General features: G+C 57.5%; 19 protein-coding genes and 1 riboswitch. Of the genes, 10 read left to right on the forward strand and 9 right to left on the reverse strand.

Features of this window, described 5'->3' with window-relative positions; all coding sequences use genetic code 11:
* Window positions 1-105 precede the first annotated feature (105 nt).
* Genes CR254_RS08575 through thiM form a run of 7 tightly spaced genes read right to left on the reverse strand, consistent with a single transcriptional unit; the run spans window position 106 to window position 5,423 of the window.
* Window positions 106-858: an ABC transporter permease gene (locus CR254_RS08575; RefSeq protein WP_097929425.1), complete on the reverse strand. Its 753-nt coding sequence runs from the start codon at window positions 856-858 to the stop codon at window positions 106-108.
* Entirely contained in the window at window positions 855-1,580 is a 726-nt protein-coding gene (locus tag CR254_RS08580) for an ABC transporter ATP-binding protein (protein ID WP_097929426.1), read from the reverse strand. Before CR254_RS08580 ends, CR254_RS08575 begins: the two co-directional genes overlap by 4 nt.
* A complete protein-coding gene (gene tenA, locus CR254_RS08585) occupies window positions 1,577-2,263 on the reverse strand; it encodes a thiaminase II (protein ID WP_097929427.1) in 687 nt (228 codons plus the stop codon). The genes CR254_RS08580 and tenA overlap by 4 nt, the downstream gene beginning before the upstream one ends.
* Window positions 2,260-3,198: an ABC transporter substrate-binding protein gene (locus CR254_RS08590; RefSeq protein ID WP_097929428.1), complete on the reverse strand. Its 939-nt coding sequence runs from the start codon at window positions 3,196-3,198 to the stop codon at window positions 2,260-2,262. The genes tenA and CR254_RS08590 overlap by 4 nt, the downstream gene beginning before the upstream one ends.
* Before the next feature lie 13 nt (window positions 3,199-3,211).
* Window positions 3,212-4,012: a bifunctional hydroxymethylpyrimidine kinase/phosphomethylpyrimidine kinase gene (gene thiD, locus CR254_RS08595; RefSeq protein ID WP_097929429.1), complete on the reverse strand. Its 801-nt coding sequence runs from the start codon at window positions 4,010-4,012 to the stop codon at window positions 3,212-3,214.
* Window positions 4,009-4,641 (reverse strand): thiamine phosphate synthase, encoded by a 633-nt coding sequence (gene thiE / locus CR254_RS08600; protein WP_097929430.1) that lies wholly within the window; start codon window positions 4,639-4,641, stop codon window positions 4,009-4,011. The genes thiD and thiE overlap by 4 nt, the downstream gene beginning before the upstream one ends.
* A complete protein-coding gene (gene thiM, locus CR254_RS08605) occupies window positions 4,632-5,423 on the reverse strand; it encodes a hydroxyethylthiazole kinase (protein WP_245851509.1) in 792 nt (263 codons plus the stop codon). Before thiM ends, thiE begins: the two co-directional genes overlap by 10 nt.
* 31 nt (window positions 5,424-5,454) lie before the next feature.
* A riboswitch (TPP riboswitch) is annotated at window positions 5,455-5,544 on the reverse strand.
* Window positions 5,545-5,902: 358 nt separating this feature from the next.
* Between thiM and CR254_RS08610 the strand changes: the two genes are divergently transcribed.
* Together CR254_RS08610 and CR254_RS08615 are read left to right on the forward strand one after the other, a co-directional pair.
* On the forward strand, window positions 5,903-6,940 hold the full coding sequence (locus CR254_RS08610) for an efflux RND transporter periplasmic adaptor subunit (protein WP_097929431.1): 1,038 nt from the start codon (window positions 5,903-5,905) through the stop codon (window positions 6,938-6,940).
* An 8-nt stretch (window positions 6,941-6,948) separates the two neighbouring features.
* Complete coding sequence (locus tag CR254_RS08615) at window positions 6,949-9,996, forward strand: efflux RND transporter permease subunit (RefSeq protein ID WP_097929432.1); 3,048 nt, start codon at window positions 6,949-6,951, stop codon at window positions 9,994-9,996.
* A gap of 39 nt (window positions 9,997-10,035) precedes the next feature.
* On the opposite strand, the gene CR254_RS08620 is transcribed toward CR254_RS08615, so the two are convergent.
* Window positions 10,036-10,905 (reverse strand): LysR family transcriptional regulator, encoded by an 870-nt coding sequence (locus CR254_RS08620; RefSeq protein ID WP_180955942.1) that lies wholly within the window; start codon window positions 10,903-10,905, stop codon window positions 10,036-10,038.
* A gap of 105 nt (window positions 10,906-11,010) precedes the next feature.
* On the opposite strand from CR254_RS08620, the gene CR254_RS08625 reads away from it, so the two are divergent.
* From CR254_RS08625 to CR254_RS08660, 8 genes are all read left to right on the forward strand, one after another.
* Entirely contained in the window at window positions 11,011-11,850 is an 840-nt protein-coding gene (locus CR254_RS08625; RefSeq protein ID WP_097929434.1) for a carbon-nitrogen hydrolase family protein, read from the forward strand.
* 25 nt (window positions 11,851-11,875) lie between these two features.
* A complete protein-coding gene (locus tag CR254_RS08630; RefSeq protein WP_180955943.1) occupies window positions 11,876-13,450 on the forward strand; it encodes an ABC transporter substrate-binding protein in 1,575 nt (524 codons plus the stop codon).
* Entirely contained in the window at window positions 13,451-15,061 is a 1,611-nt protein-coding gene (locus tag CR254_RS08635; RefSeq protein WP_097929435.1) for a dipeptide ABC transporter ATP-binding protein, read from the forward strand.
* On the forward strand, window positions 15,058-15,981 hold the full coding sequence (locus tag CR254_RS08640; RefSeq protein ID WP_097929436.1) for an ABC transporter permease: 924 nt from the start codon (window positions 15,058-15,060) through the stop codon (window positions 15,979-15,981). The genes CR254_RS08635 and CR254_RS08640 overlap by 4 nt, the downstream gene beginning before the upstream one ends.
* The gene (locus CR254_RS08645) at window positions 15,981-16,838 is read left to right on the forward strand and encodes an ABC transporter permease (protein ID WP_097929437.1); all 858 of its coding nucleotides are present in this window, start codon (window positions 15,981-15,983) and stop codon (window positions 16,836-16,838) included. The genes CR254_RS08640 and CR254_RS08645 overlap by 1 nt, the downstream gene beginning before the upstream one ends.
* 7 nt (window positions 16,839-16,845) lie before the next feature.
* Window positions 16,846-17,547 (forward strand): RraA family protein, encoded by a 702-nt coding sequence (locus tag CR254_RS08650; RefSeq protein WP_097929438.1) that lies wholly within the window; start codon window positions 16,846-16,848, stop codon window positions 17,545-17,547.
* A 772-nt stretch (window positions 17,548-18,319) separates the two neighbouring features.
* Complete coding sequence (locus CR254_RS08655) at window positions 18,320-18,742, forward strand: Hpt domain-containing protein (RefSeq protein ID WP_145996725.1); 423 nt, start codon at window positions 18,320-18,322, stop codon at window positions 18,740-18,742.
* 221 nt (window positions 18,743-18,963) lie between these two features.
* Window positions 18,964-19,980 carry a nucleotidyltransferase family protein gene (locus CR254_RS08660; RefSeq protein WP_097929440.1) on the forward strand — a complete coding sequence of 339 codons (1,017 nt, stop codon included), beginning with the start codon at window positions 18,964-18,966 and terminating at the stop codon, window positions 19,978-19,980.
* A gap of 60 nt (window positions 19,981-20,040) precedes the next feature.
* Here the strand turns inward: CR254_RS08660 and CR254_RS08665 are convergent, their stop codons facing one another.
* Entirely contained in the window at window positions 20,041-21,210 is a 1,170-nt protein-coding gene (locus CR254_RS08665; protein ID WP_097929441.1) for a M20 aminoacylase family protein, read from the reverse strand.
* Window positions 21,211-21,227 lie beyond the last annotated feature (17 nt).

Genomic DNA, 21,227 nt, shown 5'->3' on the forward strand with positions numbered 1-21,227 from the left:
ATGTTAGCTTGTTCAGTCTCTGCTGATTTTATTAATAGTCAACCGGTTACGGCATTTTGCGAGATGTGATCTGTAATAAAACTAGATAAAACCGTGCACGTAAGCTCAGGCGCTTGGGGTCGCGTGGGACATGCGGTTCATCCGATTCACCAATGCCGAAACCAGCAGGTGCAGCGTCACCGTAAGTACGGCTAGCGCGATCAGGCTGGCAAACATCAGGTCAATCTTTGCCCGTCCATTGGCCAGTAGCATCAGATAGCCAAGCCCCTGTGATGAGCCGACCCACTCACCAATAACCGCGCCAATCGGGGCATAGACCGCCGCCAGTTTCAGGCCCGAGCCGAGCGATGGCAAGGCGTGCGGAATTTTCACGCGCAACATGACTTGCCTGTCCAATGCTCCCATTGTTTTCGCCAGATCCAGCAGGGCAGGCGTGACGCGGGTAAGCCCGTCATAGAACGAGGATGTCACGGGGAAATAGATGATCAGAACCGCCATCACAATCTTGGACGCCATGCCGTAGCCGAACCATAGCGTCAGGATCGGGGCTAGCGCGAAAACCGGTACGGCCTGTGTAAAGACGAGGATCGGTAGGATCAGATTGGCTACTCTGGGGGCGGCGGCCAGTTGCACCGCCGTTATTGCCCCCAGGATCGCACCGATCAGCAAGCCCACAACCACTTCGGTTGCGGTGATCAGGGCGTGTTGCGCGATCAAGCTACGGTATTCATAGCCGGTATTTGCCACACGCCACGGGCTGGGCAGAATGAAATGGGGCGCATTGGTCGCCCAGATCACGATTTGCCACACCCCGATGCCAAGCAGCGCCGCGAAAAGGGGATAACGTAAACGGTTCATGGCACTGCCCGTAGATAGGAGAGCAGCGCCGCCTGAGCCTGCAATGTCTGTGGATCATCAGCGCTGCGAATAGGGGCGGTATCAGGCAATTCCCATGGCGCAATTCCTGCGGGGGTTAGCAGGGCGATTTGATGGCCCAGGCGGCAGGCCTCCGCCGGATCATGGGTGACGAGCAGCACGGTTTTACCCTGCAAGACCTCCGCCGCCAGGTCCTGCATATCGGCGCGTGTACCCGCGTCGAGGGCTGAGAAGGGTTCATCCAATAGTGCAATCGGGCGATCCTCCATCAGGGTACGGGCCAGCGCCGCGCGCTGTCGCATCCCGCCGGATAATGCCCCCGGTTTCTTGGTCGCATAGGCTGACAGCCCGACCCGTGCGATCATTGTATCTGCCTTGCTCAAATCCGGCTTTTCATGGCGCAGCCGCGCCCCCAGCACCACGTTTTCGCGCAGGTTCAGCCATGGCAGCAACAGATCGGATTGCGCCATGTAGCTGGCGCGTGGCCCGATGGCTCGATCATCATTGGCACGAACCTGACCGTTGAATTGACCAGAGGTATCCAGCCCCAACAGCAATCGCAGGATCGTGGATTTTCCGACACCTGAGCGGCCCAGCAGGCAGGTCCACTGGCCTGCTGGAACGGTCAAGTCCACTCCGGTGAACAAGGGCTTTTGTTCAATCAGATAGTCACCTTGCAATGTGATGCCGGGTGCGTCGGTCATGCCGGGTTCAGCCCCATATCCCAGAATCCGATCTCTAATTCAGTCGCGGTGGTAAATCGGGTTTGCAGCTGTTCCCATCGGGCGGAGTTTTGATAGTCCGCGCCCAGCCTACGCTCCACCGCTGCGTCGAACATTTTACCCACGGCGACCATCACGTCCTGATAATCGCTATCGGCATAGGTCGTGATCCAGTCAGCATAGGGGGTATCTGCCGCCGCCTCGCGGGCTAGCCGCAGACCGATTTCGCCATAGCCAAAGCAACATGGGGCAAGCGCCGCAATCAGGTCCAGAAAATCGCCCTGCAATCCCGCATCAATGACGTAGCGGGTATAGGCGAGGTTCGCGACCTCCTCCTTGGCACCAAACAGCGCTGCCTCATCAATGCCCACAGCAGCACAGGTTTCGACATGCAGGGCCATTTCGTGATTGACCAAGGCATCGACGGTGCCCGCGCAAACCTTCATCTCGTCTAGCGTTTCCGCCTTAACCACGCCTAGCGACCACGCGCGGGCAAAGTGGATGAGAAACACGTAATCCTGTACCAGATAATGCAGGAATGCGGGGCGGGGCAGGGTGCCATCGCCCAGCCCCGTGACAAAGGAATGTTGTGTATAGGCTGCCCACTCATCGGGGCAGCTATTCCGCAATGCGCTGAAAACATGGCCGTAATCGGGGGCGGTCATGGTGCAGTCACGTCGATTGCAATGGTGGCGGCATCGTTGATGCTGGGGATCAGGCCCGCCTCGTGCAGGAATGCCTCGAACCGTGCATAGCGGCCAATATCCATCGCGGTGGGGCGCAGGGCAAAGCGGGGCAGGGTATCGACCCACGCGCGGGCGTTCAGCTCATCCTGTAATTCGATGGAGGTAGCCGCGAAAATCTCCCAGCTTTCCTCGGGGTGGTTGACCATATACTGCGTCGCGATTTCCGTTGCGCCCAGAAAACGTGTGATCATGTCGCGATCCATCGTGTCGGTATTGGCGACGTAGATCAGTTCATCATAGGGGGGCAGGCCCTCCTCCTCGATATAGAAGCAGCGACCGGAAACGCCCTCGATATCCATCTGGTTCAGCTCGAAATTGCGGAACGCGCCTATCACCGCATCCACCTGATCTGACATTAGCGAGGGGGATAGCGACCAGTTCACGTTGACCAGTTCGATATCATCCAGCGACAATCCGTGCGTGTTCAGAACAGCGCCCAGAACCGCTTCCTCAACTCCGCCAACGGAAAAGCCTACCTTGCGCCCTGCGAGGTCCGCGGGGGATTCAATGGGGCCATCCTCCAACACCAACAGGCAGTTCAGCGGCGTTGCGACCAGCGTGCCAACACGTTGCAGGGGCAGGCCCTCGTGGATTTGCAGGTGCAGTTGCGGCTGGTACGAAATGGCCAGATCGGCGCGGCCTGCGGCCACCATCTTGGGCGGGTCAGATGGGTCGGCGGGGGCGATGATTTCGACCTCCAGTCCGGCATCTGCGAAATAGCCGTTTTCCTGCGCGATAATGATCGGGCCATGATCGGGGTTGATGAACCAGTCGAGCACGAGGGTCATCCGGTCCTGTGCCGCAACCTGCGAGGCGAGGAACATGAGGGCGGTTGTCAGTGGAACAAGTTTCATGGGGGCTCTTTCTCTATTGGTAGAGATTGGTGAAATGATGGGTCGGACCGTGGCCGTGGCCCACGCTGAGTTGATCGGCAGTTGCGATTGCATCCGCGACATAGGCCTTGGCCGTGGCGACAGCCTCGGGCAACGACATGCCCTTGGCGATTTGCGCGGCGAGGGCTGCGGACAGAGTGCAGCCGGTTCCGTGCGTGTTTTTCGTTGGAATGCGGGGGGCGTCGAACCAGTGCTGATCTGACTTGGTAATCAGCAGATCGGGGCTGATGTCGCCGTCCAGATGCCCGCCTTTGAGCAGGATCGCCCTTGGACCCAGTGCCAGCAGTGTGGTGGCCTGTTCGATCATTTCCTGACGCGAGGTGGCCGCAGCAACGCCCAGCAGATGGGCCGCTTCGGGCAAGTTGGGCGTCAACACATGGGCCAGCGGTAGCAAAGTGTCGCGCATGATGGTGATGGCACTGTCAGCCAGCAGGGTCGCGCCGCCCTTGGCAATCATCACGGGGTCTAGAACGGCAGGAATATCCAGGTGCGGGCCAAGCGCGGTGGCAACGGCATCCGCGATCTCCGCATTGCCAATCATACCGATCTTGATCGCATCGACGCGAATATCGTCAAAAATCGAGGTGATTTGCTGCCCGACAAAGGCAGGCGGGACGAGGTGCACGCCACTGACCCCTTGGGTATTTTGCGCGGTCAGTGCGGTGACTGCGGCCATGGCAAAGGCACCATTGGCTGAAATCGCCTTGATATCCGCCTGAATTCCGGCTCCGCCTGAGGGGTCAGAGCCAGCGATGGACAGGACATTTCGGATCATTGCATTTCTCCCGACAAAAAACGTGCTGCGGCATGTTGTGGGTTGGCCTGACCGCAAATGGCGGAAACAACGGCCAGACCATCCGCGCCTGCGGCCATGACTGGCGCGAAATGTTGCTGTTTTAGCCCGCCGATAGCGACGGTTGGCAGTGCGGTTGCAGCGGCCATTTCTGCCAATCCGGTAAAGCCGATCGGGCGCTCGTGATCCGCTTTGCTATCCGTTGCGAAAACAGGGCCAAGGCCAAGGTAATCCACGCCGGAATTTTCCGCCGCCCTGACCCGCTCAACCGTTTCGCAGGACAGGCCCAGAATTCGATCCGGTCCCAGCAGGGCGCGGGCGCGTTCGGGCGGGCCATCGCTTTGCCCGATATGGGCACCGTCAGCACCGGACTGGATTGCGGCCTGCAAATCATCGTTTACGATCAGGGGCACGCCAGTACCGCGCAGCACCTCAACCAATGCGCGGGCGATGGTGATGCGTTGGGAGGTTGTGGCTGTCTTGTCGCGCAGTTGCACCATGCTGACCCCACCGGCAACGGCGCGGCGCACGGTTTCGACAACGCCCACCTCACCGCATAAATCGGGATCTGTCACGAGATAGAGCCGTAGGCTGTCGCGGATCATAGCCATTGGACATGCGCATCATTGGCTAGGTCATCGGGCGCGATTTGCATCAGCGCGTCCAGGAACGCGACCTGAAAACTGCCCGATCCTTGTGCGGTTTTTCCTGCGCGCTCTCCAGCCTCGGCAAACATGGCGAGAGCGGCGACTGTTGCGTTCAGTGGTGGGGCGATTGCTGCAAAGGCGCCGATCAATGCGGTCAGGGAACAACCCATGGCCGTGATTTTTGGCATGATGGCGTGGCCGCCTGTGATGCGCGCGGTGCGGGTTCCGTCGGTGACGAAATCGACCTCTCCGGTGATGGCGATAACGCATCCTTGGGTTAGGGCGAGCACGGTTGCGGCGCTTTCGACATCTGCGACGCTGTCCCCGCTATCCGCGCCCTTTCCAGCCGAGGTGCCGCCTGTTAGCGCCAAAATCTCCGAGGCGTTTCCGCGAATGATTGTCGGATTACGGCTGACCAAATCTCGTGCGACCTCGCGCCGGAAGGGGGTGGCGAAATGGGCGACGGGATCCAGCACCCATGGCTTCCCCGAGGCAACCGCCGTGTCCGCGGCCAGTTGCATCGAGGACACCCATGTGGGCGACAGCGTTCCGATATTGATCGTCAACGCGCCACAGATCGGGACGAAATCGGCGACTTCAGAATCGGAATGGACCATGGCGGGGGATGCGCCTGCGGCTAGAACCACGTTGGCGGCAATGTTCATCGCGACATAGTTGGTAATGCATTGCACCAGCGGCGATTGTGCGCGCAGTTCTGCCAGCATCTGATCTGTTTTCACGGTCATGATCTCCGACCAGCGAAAAAAGGCAGACCACGACAGAGCCGTTTTACCCTCCCTCCGCCAGCATTATCTGGTTCAGGTTCAAAGGGTACTTCTCAGCCGTTAGGCGCCCCCGGTACGTTTTTCGTAGGATAGCGTGCGCATCACGTCAAGCGAGCTGCGCGTGTCGGGCCTGTTTGGTCGTTTGCGTGCCTGATAGTGCCTTGCTCACAGCATGACGAGTTGAGTCAAATAATTTCAATAACTTAGATGTGATTGGACAGGGTGGCACGAGCAAATCGTGGCGTGTTGTAACCAATATTTGCTGCATGCAACAGTCAGCGAAACAAAGGATGTTATGATGTTTTACGTAACAATTTCTGTTATGTGCAGGTTGTAGCGTACATGGAAATGCATTGTTCTCCGTCAGCTACCTTGCGGTGCAGCAAAACGAAGCATAGTTGGCCGCGATACTCAGGACCAACCATCTGAAGGAAATCTCGATGGGAAAACTACTCAGGCTCACGACACTAATCTGCATCGCGATGATGCCAATCGCGGCAAAGGCAGAGGGGCCTGTGGTTAAACTTGAAACGGTTTCTGCCGCCAATGATACATTGCGGCGTGTCTTTTATGGGCGCGTTGTCGCGCGTGAAACCGTCGATCTGTCCTTTCAGGTAGCAGGGCAAATCCTGGAATTCCCGATTGAGGAAGGCGCTTTCGTTCCTGCCGGTAATCTGGTGGCCATGCTGGATCTGGAGCCATTCGAACTGGCGCTGGAGCAAGCAAATGCCGAATATGCGCAAACCGAGCGGTTGGCGGATCGTTATCGTCAATTGGTTGGCAGCGCAGTCGCCGAGAGCAATTTGCAGGACGCTGAAACCCAGTTGGAGCTGAGTGCCATCGCCGTGCGCAACGCGGAACGCGCGCTGGATCAGGCGACGCTGCATGCGCCATTTGATGCAATCGTTGCGGGGCGGCTATTGCCCAACTTCTCCACTGCGTCGGCCGGAACACCGGTTGTGCGTCTGCATGATATGTCAGATGTGCGGATCGAAATTGATGTGCCTGAAACGCTGTTCCAGCGCGCAGGTCGCGACCCCAATCTGATGCTGATCGCGGAATTCCCGTCCGGTGATCGCAGCTATCGCATGGATGTGCGCGAATTCAACGCGGAGACAGCACAGGTCGCACAGACCTACAGCATTACTTTGGGAATGGAGCCGCAGGACGATCTGGACGTATTGCCCGGTTCCTCGGCCAAGGTGACGGCTTATCTTAGCACCGGTGCCGTTCGGATCGAGATTCCGGCATCCGCCGTCATCGTTGCCAATGATAGTTCGACCCATGTGATGGTGTTTGATCCAACCGGCGCGAATGAGGGGATTGTGACGAACACCCCCGTTGAAATCGTGCCCACCGACCGCGGGATGGTTGAGGTGATTTCCGGTCTGGAGGAAGGTCAGGAAATCGTTCTGATCGGTGCCAGTGCATTGCAAGACGGTGACGCGGTTCGCCGCTTCGTCGGTTTCGGGGACTGAGCCACATCATGGATATCGCTCGTTTCTCAATCAATCGTCCGATCTATACGTGGATCGTTATCCTGATCTGTCTGCTGGGCGGTATCTGGGGCTTTAACTCGCTGGGTCGTCTGGAGGATCCGGCCTTTACCATTAAGACGGCTGTAATCGTCACCTACTACCCCGGTGCCTCGGCTGAGGAAGTCGCGCTGGAGGTGTCGGAGCCTATCGAATCCGAAATCCAGAAAATGGGTGAGGTGGACGACATCCAGACGATGAACCAACCCGGTTTGTCGTGGATTACCGTCAACATGCAGGACCAGTATGACGGCACTGAATTGCCCGAGGTCTGGGCCACTTTGCGCAACCGCGTGGGTGAGGCGAGCCTGCCTAGCGGTACCTCGGTCCCGTTTGTAAACGATAGCTTCGGCGATGTGTACGGCATGTATTATGCGGTAACCGGACCCGGCTTCACCGATAATGAGATTAACGACGTCTCTGCCTTCCTGCGGCGTGAGCTTTTGGCGGTCGATGGTGTGTCTGATGTGGCGCTGTCCGGTGTTCCGAACGAGACGATCTTTATCGAACCCGATCTGGCACTTACCACCAATCTGGGCCTGTCACCTGCGATCATTCAGGCCGCGATTACTGACGCGAACGAGATGGTCGACGGCGGCACCATGCAGACGGATGATGGCCGGATTCTGGTTCAACGTCCTGCCGGATCGGATTCCGTCTCGGAAATTGCGGCCCTGTCCGTTGGTGTGGGCGGGCAGGTCATCAATCTGACTGACTTCGCAGATGTTTACCGTGGTCGTGAGGCAACTCCCAGCCTGATCGTGCGCCACAATGGTGTGGAGGCATTTACACTGGGCGTCGCAGGTATCGCGACTGAAAACATCGTTGAGGTTGGCCACCGCGTAGATGCGCGGCTGGACGAATTGCGTGCCGAATTACCGCTGGGTATCTCGGTTGAGCCGATCTATCAACAGCACGTTGTTGTTGAGGAAGCGTCGAACGCCTTTCTGGTCAACTTAGCCATGTCGGTTGCGATTGTTGTGGTTGTGCTGGCCATCTTTATGGGCTGGCGCGCGGCAGTCGTGGTGGGTGTTACGCTGCTGCTGACCGTTGTGGGAACGCTGTTCTTCATGGCGCTTGGGTCGTTGGAGATGGAACGTATCTCGCTTGGTGCGCTGATCATTGCGATGGGTATGCTGGTCGATAACGCAATCGTTGTCGCCGAGGGCATGCAGATCGGAATGCGTAAGGGGCAATCCTCGCGTGAGGCCGCGACAGAGGCGGCAAGCAAGACGCAAATTCCGCTGCTGGGTGCGACCGTGATCGGGATCATGGCCTTTGCCGGTATAGGGCTTAGCCCTGATGCGACGGGTGAATTCCTGTTCTCGCTGTTTGCGGTGATTGCGATTTCGCTGCTGCTGTCATGGGTGCTGGCGCTGACCGCCACGCCGCTGCTGGGTCACTATTTCTTTAAACGTGGCACAGGTGAGCAGGGCGACGGTTATGATGGCGCATTGTTCCGCGGCTATGGCGCAGTTCTGCGGGCCTGTCTGCGGTTCCGCTGGCTGGTTGTGGCTGGCCTGATCGTCACCACGGCGACGTGCTATATGTTGTTTGGGCAAATCAAGCAGCAGTTCTTTCCTGACAGCAACACGCCCCTGTATTTTGTGCATTACAAACTGCCACAGGGATCGTCGATCCGTCAGACCTCCGCTGATCTGGAGGTTCTGGAGGATTGGTTGCAGGAACGTGAGGAAGTCTCGGCTGTCACCGCCTTTGCGGGGCAGGGCGCGTCACGATTCATGCTGACCTATGATAGTGAGGATCCCAACCCCAGCTACGGCCATCTGGTCGTGCTCGTCTCATCGCTTGACGTGATCGAGGAGGAAATGAACGCGCTGGAGGCCTATGCCAACACCGCCATTCCACAGGGTGAGTTCCGCGTAAAGCGTCTTGCCTTTGGCCCCGGTGGCGGTGCGCCGATCGAGGTGCGCTTCTCGGGCCGTGATCCCGATGTCCTGCGTGATCTAGCGGATGAGGCGATTGAGTTGCTGCGCGGTGCCTCGGACAATATCGTGGCACCTCGTCAGGATTGGAGAGAGCGCGAACTGGTGTTGCGTCCGATCTATGCTGATGATCGCGCACAGGATGCCGGTATTTCGCGGTCCGATATCACGACAAGTATGCAATTCGCGGTGGAGGGTATCGCTGCTGGCACATTCCGTGAGGGTGATCGGCAAATTCCGATTGTGATCCGCACTCCGCAGGATGTTGATTTGTCCCTGCTGGACCATGTTCTGTACTCGGACAGCGCTGGTGGATTTGTTCCGATGGATCAGGTGATCGACGGTTTCGTTTTCGAGCCGCAGGACACTCTGTTCCACCGGCGTGATCGTCGCGATGTGATTACCGTTGGTGCCGATGTGCCGCGTGGCGTGACAGCCGCTCAGGTCCAGACGCAGATTCAGGCCACGATTGAGGCGATGGAAATCCCTGACGGCTACACCATGGAATGGGGCGGGGAATTGGAAAGCTCGTCCGAGGCGCAGGCCTCGCTGGGGGGGCAATTGCCGTTCAGTCTGATCGTGATGGTGCTGATTTCGGTCCTGCTGTTCAACGCGATAAAGCAGCCGATCATCATCTGGCTGTTGGTGCCGATGGCGGTAAACGGGGTCAGCTTGGGCCTGTTGGGATCGGGATTGCCGTTCACCTTTACCGCGTTGCTGGGTCTGTTGTCCCTGTCGGGCATGTTGATCAAGAACGGCATCGTGCTGGTTGAGGAGATCGACCTGACTCGTGAGGCTAAGCCTAATATGGCGCTGGATGATGCGATTGTTGAGGCATCAACCTCGCGTTTGCGTCCGGTATTCCTGGCCGCGGCGACAACGATTTTGGGCATGTTGCCTTTGATCTCGGATGCGTTCTTCCAGTCCATGGCGGTGACGATCATGGGTGGTCTGGCGTTCGCGTCGGTTCTGACACTGATCGCGGCACCTGTGTTCTACTACATGTTCTTCCGCAAGGCGCATGCACGGGCACAAGCGGCCGCAGCGGCATAAAGTGACGGGCGGTCAGGCAACATCCTGACCGCCTGTTTTCTATGGAATCAACAGGTTGATGACGGTTTCAACCTCGGGCAATTGGCGTTTATCTGCCTCGCAGCGCATGAAATAGCACCAATCCTCGTCAATCGCGTGATCTGACAAAACGGTCAGGCGCTCCTCACGGACATCCTTTTCCAAGCACCATTTCCGGCAAATAGCCACGCCAAGGCCGGAAATCGCGGCGCCTTGCAACAGGGCGCTACCCTCTAACATCAGGCCCGAACCACTGGCCGCGCCGCCGCGTGGATGGCCGGATTCAGTGTACCATTGCGACCACATGCGCAAATCCTCGTCGAACAGGATCGGGCCGTTGGTCAGCAGGTCCTCTGCCGTGCGATCCTGTAACAGCGCGGGGGCGCAGACGGGAACAGCCTCGCCCGTGCTCAGCACGATGTCACGGGGGGTGACCTGAGCGCGGCGAGCAAACCTGATCTCGATATCGGGCGCGGGGGTTACTGGGCGATCCGTATGTGACATGCTGATATGTAGATTTATTTCAGGATGTTGCAGGTTAAAGTTCACGAGACGCGGCATCAACCAGCGGGTCGCGATCAACGGCAGGCAGGCGATTGAGACGCTGCGCACGCCGCGCATGGGCAGGCGGTCCATCTCGTGCCTAATGGCATCAAATGCCTCATGCGTGACGCTGGCCAAACTGCGGCCTGCATCGGTTAGCAGGGTGGCCCGCCCCTGCCGGATGAAGAGCGGGTCCGAGGTCCAATCCTCAAGAATTTTAACCTGATGACTGATCGCGGAATGCGAGACGTTAAGCTGCCGCGCCGCACCGGTGATCGAACCGTTCTGGTGGATCGCCTCCAGCGCGCGCAGGGCCTTTAGCGGAGGCAGACGACGGGGTGTTTTCATATGACACATATGTTACGAATTTAGACCATTTCCAAGTTATTTATGCTTTTTAAGTTACGATTTTGATTTGAGACTATCTCCTCAGAAGCTGACCAAGAGGATGGCATGCAACAAAATCTGCGGCTGTGTATCGCCCAAATGACATCGACAAACCGGCATGCGGGCAACATCGCCTTTGTCGAGCACGCCGTGCAGCATGCGGTGGCTCAGGGATGCGACCTGCTGGCCCTGCCCGAGGCGGCAGGCATGATGAACAAGGATCGTGACGATGCACGCACGCAGATCACGGTTGAGGCGGAAGATCCCTTTATCTCCGCGTGTAAACGCTTGGCGGCGGAGCATGGCATCTGGATTCAGACCGGCTCCACCCCTGTGGCCAGCGGCGATGGCAGGTTTCTGAACCACGCTAATCTGATCAACGCGCAGGGTATTTCGGTCGCGCAATACGACAAAATCCACCTGTTCGATGTGTTTCTGGAGGGGCGACCCGCGACCGGTGAATCCAGCCGCTATGCTCCGGGGGCGGAGGGCGTGGTTGTGGACACGCCGTGGGGGTCGTGGGGTATGTCGATCTGCTACGACCTGCGTTTTCCGCATCTATTCCGCGATTATGCACTGCGGGATGCGACGATCATGTTCATCCCGTCCGCCTTTACCGTTCCGACAGGTGATGCGCATTGGGAAACGCTGCTGCGTGCCCGCGCTATCGAAAATGGTGCCTATGTAGTTGCCGCCGCGCAGGTCGGTAACCATGATGACGGGCGTATCACATGGGGACATTCCTTGGTGATTGACCCATGGGGCAAGGTTTTAACCGATCTGGGCGGGACCGAGGCAGGTTTGGCCGTTGTTGATCTGGACATGGAGATGGTGCGCCGCAGCCGCGACCAGATCCCCAACCTGCGTAATGCTCGTGACTATACCGTCCGCCACATCACCACGTAATTCGACATATCAAGGAGCACATGGAATGAAACTGACACGCAGAACGCTACTTTCCACAGCGGCGGCCATCGGCACCGTGACTATGATGAACCCCTTGCCTGCGCTGGCGCAGGATCGCCCTAATCTGTTGATCGCGGTGGATGCGCTGTGGGAAACCATGGATCCGGTGATAGGGATTTCGACATCTGGCGCGCGGGTGCATTACAACCTGTTCGACACGCTGGTCCGCCGCAACCGTTGGGACGATGCCGACGGAACCGAGCTGGTCCCGTGGTTGGCGACCAGCTGGGAGCGGACAACGCCGACGGTCTGGACCTTCCACCTGCGTGAGGGCGTGAAATTCCATGACGGCCATGTGATGGACGCCGAGGATGTTGCCTTCTCGATCTCCGAGCAACGTCTATGGGGCGAAAACCCGGAGGCCCCGCGCGGCACCCGCTATGCCAACGGGATCATTCGGGTTGAGGCAACAGGCCCTCTGACCGTCGAGATTGAGACAGAGGTTCCTGATCCCTCCATCGCGTATCGCATGGTTACGCCGGTCGGATTTGTTCTACCCAAACATTACTACGAGGAGGTCGGGCTGGAGGCTTTCGGCCAAAACCCAATGGGTACGGGGCCGTATAAACTGGTCTCGTTCGATCCCTCGACGGAACTGGTGGCCGAGGCATTTGACGACCACTGGAACGGACCGGTTCCCGCGCAAAGCCTGACGTTCCGCATCGTGCCGGAATATTCCACACGTTTTGCCGGTTTGGCCGCTGGTGAGTTTGACGTGATTGTCAGCATTCCAGCGGATCAGGTCGAGCAGGTGCGCAACACGCCCGGTATCGTTGCGCTGGAAAAATCCATCGAGAACTACCCGATGTTCGCCTTTAACACGCTGAACACTGAGGAGCTGCCCGATAACCCGCTCACGGATGTGAATTTGCGCAAGGCGATGGTGTCTGCCGTGGATCGTGACGGCATCGCGCAGGCGCTGTGGGGTGGGGCGACTTATGTTCCTGCGCCGTTCAACTTCCCTGAATATGGCGATTATTTCGATCCTGATCGCAAGGCAGCCTATTCCTATGACCCTGATCGCGCCCGCGAATTGCTGGCCATGACGGATTATGATGGTGAGGAACTGATCTGGCACATCACGCGCGGGTTCTATCCAAACTATGAGGTGGCCGCTGAATTCATGGTCGAGCAGTGGCGCGATATTGGCATCAATGTGCGCATCCGCGTGGTGGACAACTTCTCGCTGGCCTATCAGCGGCCGTTCCACATGCTGAACATGTCGATGTCTAGCGAGTTTTCGGGCGATCCGTACCGGCCGCTTTGGCTGGATTGGGGGCCAAATTCCAGCCGTGTGAATGCCTCGCATAAAACGTGGGTTCCGACGGAGGGTTATCTGGAGGCGGGCGAGCGCTTTGCCGCAGCGCAGGAATTCGAGGAGCGCAACGCTGCCTATCTGGATATGGTCCGCGAATGGGAGGACGACACCCCCGGCATGTATTTCTGGCGCAATGTTGTCAGCTACGGCGTGCGCGAGGATCTGAATTGGGATCCGGGCAACTCCGCCGTCACCATCTTTGACCGGCTGTATATCAAATAAATGAGCCGGACATCTGACATACCTGTTCTGACGGTACGCGATCTAACGATTGCGTTGCCGTCAGGCGCGGACCGTGATTTCGCGGTAACCGATATTGATCTGACGATTGCGCCGGGCCAGACGCTGTGTCTGGTCGGGGAAAGCGGATCGGGGAAATCCGTTGTCGCGCAGGCGGTGATGGGGATGCTCGCACCGGTTTTGCGGGTGCAAAGCGGCGAGATAGCATTGCAAGGGGTGTCAAACCCGCCCCAGAGATCGCCCGAATATAATAAATTACGTGGCCCGCAGGTGGCCATGGTGTTTCAGGATGCAATCTCCAGCCTGAATCCGATTCAACGTGTGGGGCACCAGCTTGAGGAAATCTTGCAGGTGCACGGCGTGCCACGGCAGCAATGCCGTGGGCGAGTGATGGAAATGCTGGCCGCCGTGATGCTGCCCGATCCGCAACGCGCCTATCGTTCGTACCCGCATGAAATGTCGGGCGGTCAGGCGCAGCGGATCGTGATCGCCGGTGCGCTGTTGCTGAACCCGTCCCTGCTGATCGCGGATGAGCCGACAACCGCGCTGGACGTCACGACGCAGGCGGAAATACTTGAATTGATTGAAAAGCTGAAGGTGCAGTTCAACACCTCAGTGCTGTTCATTACCCATGATTTCGGTGTGGTGGCCGATATTGCCGATCAGGTTGTGGTGATGAAGGACGGACAGATTGTGGAGGCCGGTAGCGCGCCGGACGTGCTGCAAAATCCACAACATGAGTACACGAAACGCCTGCTGGCCGCATCAGATTTGCAGGGCAATCGCCCCGTGCAATTGCATGCTGAGCCGATATTCGAGGCGCGCGACCTGTCCCTGACCTATACGCGCGGCATGTTTTTCAACCGGACGCAGGTTCCCGCCGTGCGCAATGTGTCGCTGTCCTTGGTCAAGGGGCAGACGCTCGCCGTGGTCGGGGAAAGCGGATCGGGTAAATCCTCGCTGTCGAAATGTTTACTGCGATTGCAGGATGTGGATAGCGGGCAGGTTCTGTTCAAGGGGCAGGACATCACCCGCCGCAGTGGCGCAGAATTACAGGCCTTTCGCGCCAAGGTGCAGGTGGTTTTGCAAGATCCATTTGGGGCGCTGGATCCCCGCTTCAAAACCATCGATGCCATTGCCGAGGGGTTGATCATTCACGGTGTGCCTAAGGTGGAGGCCCATGCCCGCGCCCTGGAAATGCTGCAATTGGTCGGCCTGAAACCACAGGCGGCGGATCGCTATCCGCAGGAATTTTCCGGCGGGCAGCGGCAGCGGATTTGCATTGCCCGTGCGCTGGTCCTGCAACCCGAGGTGTTGATCGCGGATGAGGCGGTTTCGGCGCTGGATGTCTCGATTCAGGTGCAAGTGTTGGAGCTGTTCGCCGATCTACAGAAACGGCTGGGGTTTTCGATGGTGTTTATCACCCATGATTTGCACGTGGCTGCTGCAATCTCGGATCAGGTTCTGGTGATGCAGCATGGCCGCGTGGTGGAGCAGGGGCCGACGGTGGAGGTTTTCGCCAACCCTGCTGAGGATTATACCCGCGCGTTGCTAGAGTCCGCGCCGGGTCAGAAACGGGGGCGTGTCGCATGATCGGCTTCATTTTTTCCAAGGTCGCCCGCGCCGTCATCACTTTGCTGGTTACGGTGACGCTGGTTTTCATTTTCATCCGGTTTTCAGGCGATCCGGCGGCGGCGCTGGCCCCGCCTGATGCCCCGCAGGAGGTGATTGACCAGTACCGCCGTGCACTGGGATTGGATCAACCGTTTTGGGTGCAATATACGGGTTATCTCAACCGGTTGGCCCATGGTGATTTTGGCTATTCGATCCATTCGGGGCGGCCCTCGCTGCAAATCTTCCTCGACCGATTGCCCGCGACACTGCGCCTAGGGGGGATCGCGTTGGTGATCTCGCTGGTGGCGGGGCTGGGGCTGGGCGCGGTCGCGGCGTTGAACCGTGGGCGTCCGGTGGATCGGGCGGTGATGGGGTTTTCCGTCTTTGCCTTTGCCATGCCGAATTTCCTGTTCGGGCTGGTGGTGATCCTGACGGGCTCGCTGATGTTTCAGGTCTATCTGGGCGGACAGGGGGCGAGCGGTTCGATTTTCGGAGTGGTCGCACCGGCGCTGACGCTGGGGCTTGCCTCAATGGGCAGTTATGCGCGGTTCACGCGGTCCTCGCTGCTGGAGACAATAAATAAGCCGTTCATGTTGGCAGCGGAGGCGCGGGGCATTCCATATAAACGCCGCCTGCTGCGCCACGCCCTGCCCAATGCAGCGATCCCGTTGGTTACGCTGGTCGGGCTGTCGCTGGGCAGCTTGATCGCGGGGTCGGTTGTGACCGAGCAAGTCTTTGCATGGCCCGGTGTCGGACAATTATTGGTCCGGTCTGTCGCTACCCGCGATATCGCGACGGTGCAGTTCCTAGTCCTTGCGATTGCCGCGACTATGGTCATCGCCAATCTTATCGTCGATCTGCTGTATCTGGTGATCGACCCCAGAATTCGGGCACGCTGATGGATACGAATACACAAAATCGCCGGTCGGGCATGCCGATGGCGGTACGTCTGGCGCTGATCTTTATTGCGCTATTCGTCCTGTTCGCGCTGTTTGGGCAATGGTTGTCACCCCATGAGTTTCGGGCGACCTCACTATTTGACCGGTTGAAGCCGCCGGTCGGGTTCGGAGGCACGTGGGAATATCCACTGGGCACCGATGCGCGGGGGCGTGACCTGCTGGTGCGGCTGGCCGTAGGGGCGCAAATTACGCTGATCGTGGCGGTTGTTGGTACGTTGATTGGCGCGGTCCTTGGCTCACTACTGGGCATTCTGGCGGCGGCGCGGCGGGGCTTTGCCGAAACGCTGGTCGTGGGGGCCGTTGATGTGCAAGCCTCGCTGCCGATTATCGTGGTGGCGCTGTTCGTGCTGGCCATGTTTGACAGCAGCTTCACCCTGTTTTTGCTGTTGATCGGGCTGAGCGGGTGGGAGGTTTATGCCCGCCTGATGCGCGGTGCTGTATTGACGGCCAAGGAGCAAGGATACGTCACCGCCGTGCGCGCATTGGGGGCATCGCCCTATCGCATCTATCTGCGGCATATCTTGCCCAACGTCATATCCGTCGGCTTGGTCCAGTTCACGGTGAACCTGCCGCTGACGGTACTACTGGAAACCGCGCTTAGCTTTCTGGGCCTTGGGGTGCAATCGCCGCTGACCAGCTTGGGCCAGATTATGAGCGAGGGGCGTGATCGTCTGCTGACCTCTTGGTGGCTGACGCTGTTTCCGGGCGTCATCATTTTTCTCCTCGCGCTGTCGATCAGCTTGGTCGGCGACTGGGTGCGCGACAAATTTGATCCCACATTAAGAACAGAGAATTGAGGGCCAGATGAATACGCCATTACCTAAGCCAAAGAAGTATTTCATTGGGGATCAGCCTGCACCATTGGATCAATATCTGATTGATATGGTCTCACAGCTAGAAACCACCATGCTGGGCCATATCCTGTATTGGGGATGCATGGATCGCGGTATTCAGGCCAGTCGAGGGTTCGGTCCGCGTACGGTTGGACGGGCGTTGACGGTGCAATGTCCGGGTGCGGATTCCACCATGCTGCACCATGCGATCGGCTTGGGTCGTGCCGGTGATATTCTGGTGATTGATCGCTTGGGCGACGATAAATACGCCTGTTTGGGTGATGGCGTCGCCAGTGCTGCGCAGAGTGCGGGCATTATCGGCGCTATCATCGATGGCCCCTGTACCGATGCGGTTGAGATGGCGGAGCTAGGATTTCCCGTTTGGTGCCGTGGTACGGCGCCGGTTACGACGCGGTTGTTGAACACAGCGGGCCGCGCCCATGTGCCGGTTAGCTGTGGCGGTGTCGTTGTGATGCCGGGCGCGATCGTTCTGGCCGATGCTGACGGTGTTTATGCGCTGCCACCGGATGAGGCCCGTTATATGGGGCAAATCGCGTTAACACGTGGGCAAATGGCGCAGCAACGGCGGGCGACGCGGGCACCTGGATTGCCCTTGGGCCAAGTGACGGGCGCGACGAAGATGATTGAGGCTGATTTGGCGGGTGAAAATTGAAAACTGTGAGCAGTTCGGATTCGATTGCGCTGTTCACAGTGGAGCACTGCACTTACAAAGTGTGCGAATTGTCACAGATTTACGCAACGGCACTCTGTGGAGGGGAGTGGTTCATCTGATGAAGTTTCAGGGTTATCGGCGCGGATAAGCTGAATTGATTGTATGAACTTAAAGTTTTCTTGGATTTTTTGTGTAGTATTATTTTAACATATTATTTTTAATTTTTAAAAATATTTAGATATTTGTGATTAAATTTTGATTTTTAGGTCAGTGATTTCAGAGTATTTTTGATGATAATCGGCTGATTATTGCCAATGTATATGATTTTTATGTGTCAGTGGAATTTTGGAGTGTTGTGGTGGTTAAAGTGTATAGCATTGACTTTAATTTATCTAAGCGGCTGAGTGGAAAACATACATGGGCGTAATTGCGATGCGTTCCTTAGGTCAAAACCTGCCCACCGCCTATGGGGCGTTTAAGGAGGAGCTATCGCGGATAACGGGTGCAATTTGTTAAGCTGATAAGGGCGGTGTAAAATGCTTCTGATGCGGCCACTTGCCGAAACAATTTAACTATGCGCCGACAGGGAAAATTCACTCAGATTTCACGAATATTACAAAGCCTGAGATGGGGTGCTTGTGCTAAATGGTTGGTTAAGTATGTGCCGCCTATTCTGGCAGTCGCCGATCATGGTATGGATGCGACTGGCGAGGATGTTATCCATGTTTGAACTGATAGGTTTTGTGCGAACCTATCCACTTGTAGAACTTAATTGGCATTGGAGACGGCCATCAATACGATATCACCAAAAGTCAGGGACATCCCTGAAACGGCAGCTGTGCCTGATGGCGGGGCAGTCGAACCACCAGTGTTTGCCTATATGGCGCGCTCAATCGTAGACGAGTTGCTGAACTTCTTGTCCCCTGATGATCTTGTCGATTGTGTGAGTGAGTACATTGCCGACACCAGATCACGTTTGGCGAAGTTGGCGGAGGCGAACAATGCTGGTGATCGCAATAGTGTTGTAAGCCAGGCGCATTCGTTGCGTGGCTCTTCGGTGACACTTGGCTTTACCGATATTGCAGCGCGTGCCGCAATTATTGAAGGGCAAACCGAACAGTTGGATCAGGTTTCTGTCGCGTCATTGGAACATGAGATCACGGAAATGATTGATCAGATCGCAGCCGTGCTGTAATTTTGTATATGTTGCTTATTGGCGGATCTGGCGTTTTTTGCTTCCAGTGATCCGCTCTACTTACCCCCCCCCTCCGCCCGCACACATTTTTAGTATTACATTAAGGCGCGTCTTTATGGGCGGCCGGAATTCGTGTGTCCGGTGTATACCCTACATCTGTTATTTTGTAGGGTAAGGTGGCGCGATGTTTACCTAACGATAGATCTTTTGTAGGGTATGGCATGGCCATTAACCCTTTAAGTGCCGTGGCGCAGGCCGCGTGGATTGATTTGAACCGATTGCTCGGTGATGCCGCGTTGTCTGATTTGCGAGGCAAGGCGACATGCAAACGGGTCGGGGCAAAGCAGTATTGGTATGATCGCTATCGGATCGGTGCGCAGGTTACGGATCGTTATCTAGGCGAAGATACTGAGGAATTGCGCGACCGGATTGCCCGTGCTGGTGCATTGCGTGATGCACAAGATGGGGCGCGGCGTGAGAGGGTTCGCCTTGTCCGGTTGCTGCGCGCGGAGGGAATGGTAATGCCTGACCTCGCCACGGGTCAGATAATATCGGCAATGGCACGGGCGGGCGTGTTTCGATTGGGCGGAACGGTCGTCGGGACGCAAGCATTCCGCTTGTACGAGGGCCTATTGGGCGTGCGAATGGGCTTGGATCAGGCCGTCGCCACGGATGATATTGATATTGCCAGTTTTGAACGCTTGTCACTTGCGCTTGGGGATCGGGCTGATCCTGATTTGCAGCAGGTGTTCGCGGAGCTGAAATTCGATCCACAGCCGTCACTTCAGCCCGGTGCAGTTTGGCGGTGGCGGCAAAGTACACGGGGTACATTGGTGGAGTTCTTGACGCCCAGCTTTGAGGCGGATGAGGGGGTGCGCCCGCTTCCCGCCTTGGGTGTTAGCGCGCAGGCACTGCATTTCCTGAACTATCTGATTGCGGAACCTGTGCGCGTGCCGGTCGCCTATCGCGATGGCGCGCAAGTGCAGGTGCCACAACCCGCGCGCTTTGCTATCCATAAGCTAATCGTGGCCCATCGCCGATTTGGCGGTGAGGCCCCCTTTAAGGCGCGAAAGGATCGTGCACAGGCGAGATTTTTGATTAAGGTTCTCGTGCAGGAAGATCCCGATGCTTTATATGATGCATTAGATGAGGCGCGTGAAAAGGGACCTGCTTGGCGAGGCGCAATTGCCGCTAGTTTGCGCCGGATACCCGATACTGCGGCTATCTTAGCAGGCTAGATACCCTACAGTATTAACGGCAGGACTAACGGCATGGGTCAGTCCCGCCGCAATCTGTAGTTATGTCAAATAGCGTTCCGCGATCCGTGCCCATAGGGCTGCGCCCGTGGTCAAGCTGCCATCATTGAAGTCGTATTTTGGATTGTGCAGTCCAGCAGATTCCTCGCCATTGCCCAAGCGTACAAAACAGCCGGGTTTATGGGCGAGGTAATGGGCGAAATCCTCACTGCCGGGGATGAGAGGGCATTCCAAAACCCTTTCTTCGGGTAGCAATTCGCGCAGAACCTCGGTGGCAAAGGCTGTTTCCTCAGCACTGTTAACAACGGGGGGGTGGCCGCTATCGAATGTGACGCTTGCAGTGGCGCCCCATGTGGCGGCTTGGGTCTGGGCGATGGTTTCAATCCGAGCTTTGATCAAGTCACGAACCTGCGGCGTAAAGGTACGAATGCTGACGGAGATTTCCGCGCTTTCACCGATGACATTCGTGGCAGTGCCGCCATTGATTGTACCAACAGTAACAACAGCCGTTTGCGTGGAATCCACGCTGCGCGACACCACCGTCTGCAAGGCGAGCACGATGGAGGAAATCACAACGATCGGGTCGATGCACAGGTGTGGGCGCGATGCGTGACCACCCTTGCCGTGAACTGTAATCGTAGCGCTATCAGCGGCGGCCATCAGCGGCCCCTCACGCATCAGTGCAGTGCCTGCGGGTGCGCCGGGGTGGTTATGCAGGCCGAAAATCGCGTCACAGGGAAACCTCTCGAACAAGCCGTCGGCAATCATGGCGCAGGCGCCGCTATGACCGCCGGCTTCTTCGGCTGGTTGAAATACCAGATTTAACGTGCCTGAGAAATTTCTGGTTTTGGCGAGGTATTGCGCAGCGCCCAGCAGCATCGTCGTGTGCCCGTCATGCCCGCAAGCATGCATCACACCGCGGACATGACTGGCATAGGGCTTGCCTGTATCCTCGGCGATTGGCAGGGCGTCCATATCGGCACGAATGGCCAGCGACCGGTTGCCTTGTCCTGCGCGCAGGACACCAACAACACCGTGCCCACCAACGCCACGCGTGACGTCGTAACCCCATGCCTCCAGCTTCTCTGCGACAAAGGCTGCTGTTTTTTCCTCCTCGTTGGACAGTTCCGGGTTTTGGTGCAGGTGATGGCGGATACTGACGAGCATGTCTTCAGCATCCGCAAAATCATTAAGACTTGCGAATTGGGTCATGAATGTTTGGGGCCTTG

The organism is Pontivivens marinum (genome assembly GCF_900231835.1).
In the GTDB taxonomy this organism is placed as follows: domain Bacteria; phylum Pseudomonadota; class Alphaproteobacteria; order Rhodobacterales; family Rhodobacteraceae; genus Pontivivens; species Pontivivens marinum.

Excerpts from the sequence above, each read along its gene's own strand:
- thiE (WP_097929430.1), bottom strand. The coding sequence starts at position 4,641 with ATGGCTATGATCCGCGACAGCCTACGGCTCTATCTCGTGACAGATCCC.
- CR254_RS08590 (WP_097929428.1), bottom strand. The coding sequence starts at position 3,198 with ATGAAACTTGTTCCACTGACAACCGCCCTCATGTTCCTCGCCTCGCAG.
- CR254_RS08630 (WP_180955943.1), top strand. The coding sequence starts at position 11,876 with ATGAAACTGACACGCAGAACGCTACTTTCCACAGCGGCGGCCATCGGC.
- thiD (WP_097929429.1), bottom strand. The coding sequence starts at position 4,012 with ATGATCCGAAATGTCCTGTCCATCGCTGGCTCTGACCCCTCAGGCGGA.
- CR254_RS08650 (WP_097929438.1), top strand. The coding sequence starts at position 16,846 with ATGAATACGCCATTACCTAAGCCAAAGAAGTATTTCATTGGGGATCAG.
- CR254_RS08620 (WP_180955942.1), bottom strand. The coding sequence starts at position 10,905 with ATGAAAACACCCCGTCGTCTGCCTCCGCTAAAGGCCCTGCGCGCGCTG.
- thiM (WP_245851509.1), bottom strand. The coding sequence starts at position 5,423 with ATGACCGTGAAAACAGATCAGATGCTGGCAGAACTGCGCGCACAATCG.
- CR254_RS08665 (WP_097929441.1), bottom strand. The coding sequence starts at position 21,210 with ATGACCCAATTCGCAAGTCTTAATGATTTTGCGGATGCTGAAGACATG.
- CR254_RS08575 (WP_097929425.1), bottom strand. The coding sequence starts at position 858 with ATGAACCGTTTACGTTATCCCCTTTTCGCGGCGCTGCTTGGCATCGGG.
- CR254_RS08635 (WP_097929435.1), top strand. The coding sequence starts at position 13,451 with ATGAGCCGGACATCTGACATACCTGTTCTGACGGTACGCGATCTAACG.
- CR254_RS08660 (WP_097929440.1), top strand. The coding sequence starts at position 18,964 with ATGGCCATTAACCCTTTAAGTGCCGTGGCGCAGGCCGCGTGGATTGAT.
- CR254_RS08610 (WP_097929431.1), top strand. The coding sequence starts at position 5,903 with ATGGGAAAACTACTCAGGCTCACGACACTAATCTGCATCGCGATGATG.
- CR254_RS08625 (WP_097929434.1), top strand. The coding sequence starts at position 11,011 with ATGCAACAAAATCTGCGGCTGTGTATCGCCCAAATGACATCGACAAAC.
- CR254_RS08615 (WP_097929432.1), top strand. The coding sequence starts at position 6,949 with ATGGATATCGCTCGTTTCTCAATCAATCGTCCGATCTATACGTGGATC.
- CR254_RS08645 (WP_097929437.1), top strand. The coding sequence starts at position 15,981 with ATGGATACGAATACACAAAATCGCCGGTCGGGCATGCCGATGGCGGTA.
- CR254_RS08640 (WP_097929436.1), top strand. The coding sequence starts at position 15,058 with ATGATCGGCTTCATTTTTTCCAAGGTCGCCCGCGCCGTCATCACTTTG.
- CR254_RS08580 (WP_097929426.1), bottom strand. The coding sequence starts at position 1,580 with ATGACCGACGCACCCGGCATCACATTGCAAGGTGACTATCTGATTGAA.
- tenA (WP_097929427.1), bottom strand. The coding sequence starts at position 2,263 with ATGACCGCCCCCGATTACGGCCATGTTTTCAGCGCATTGCGGAATAGC.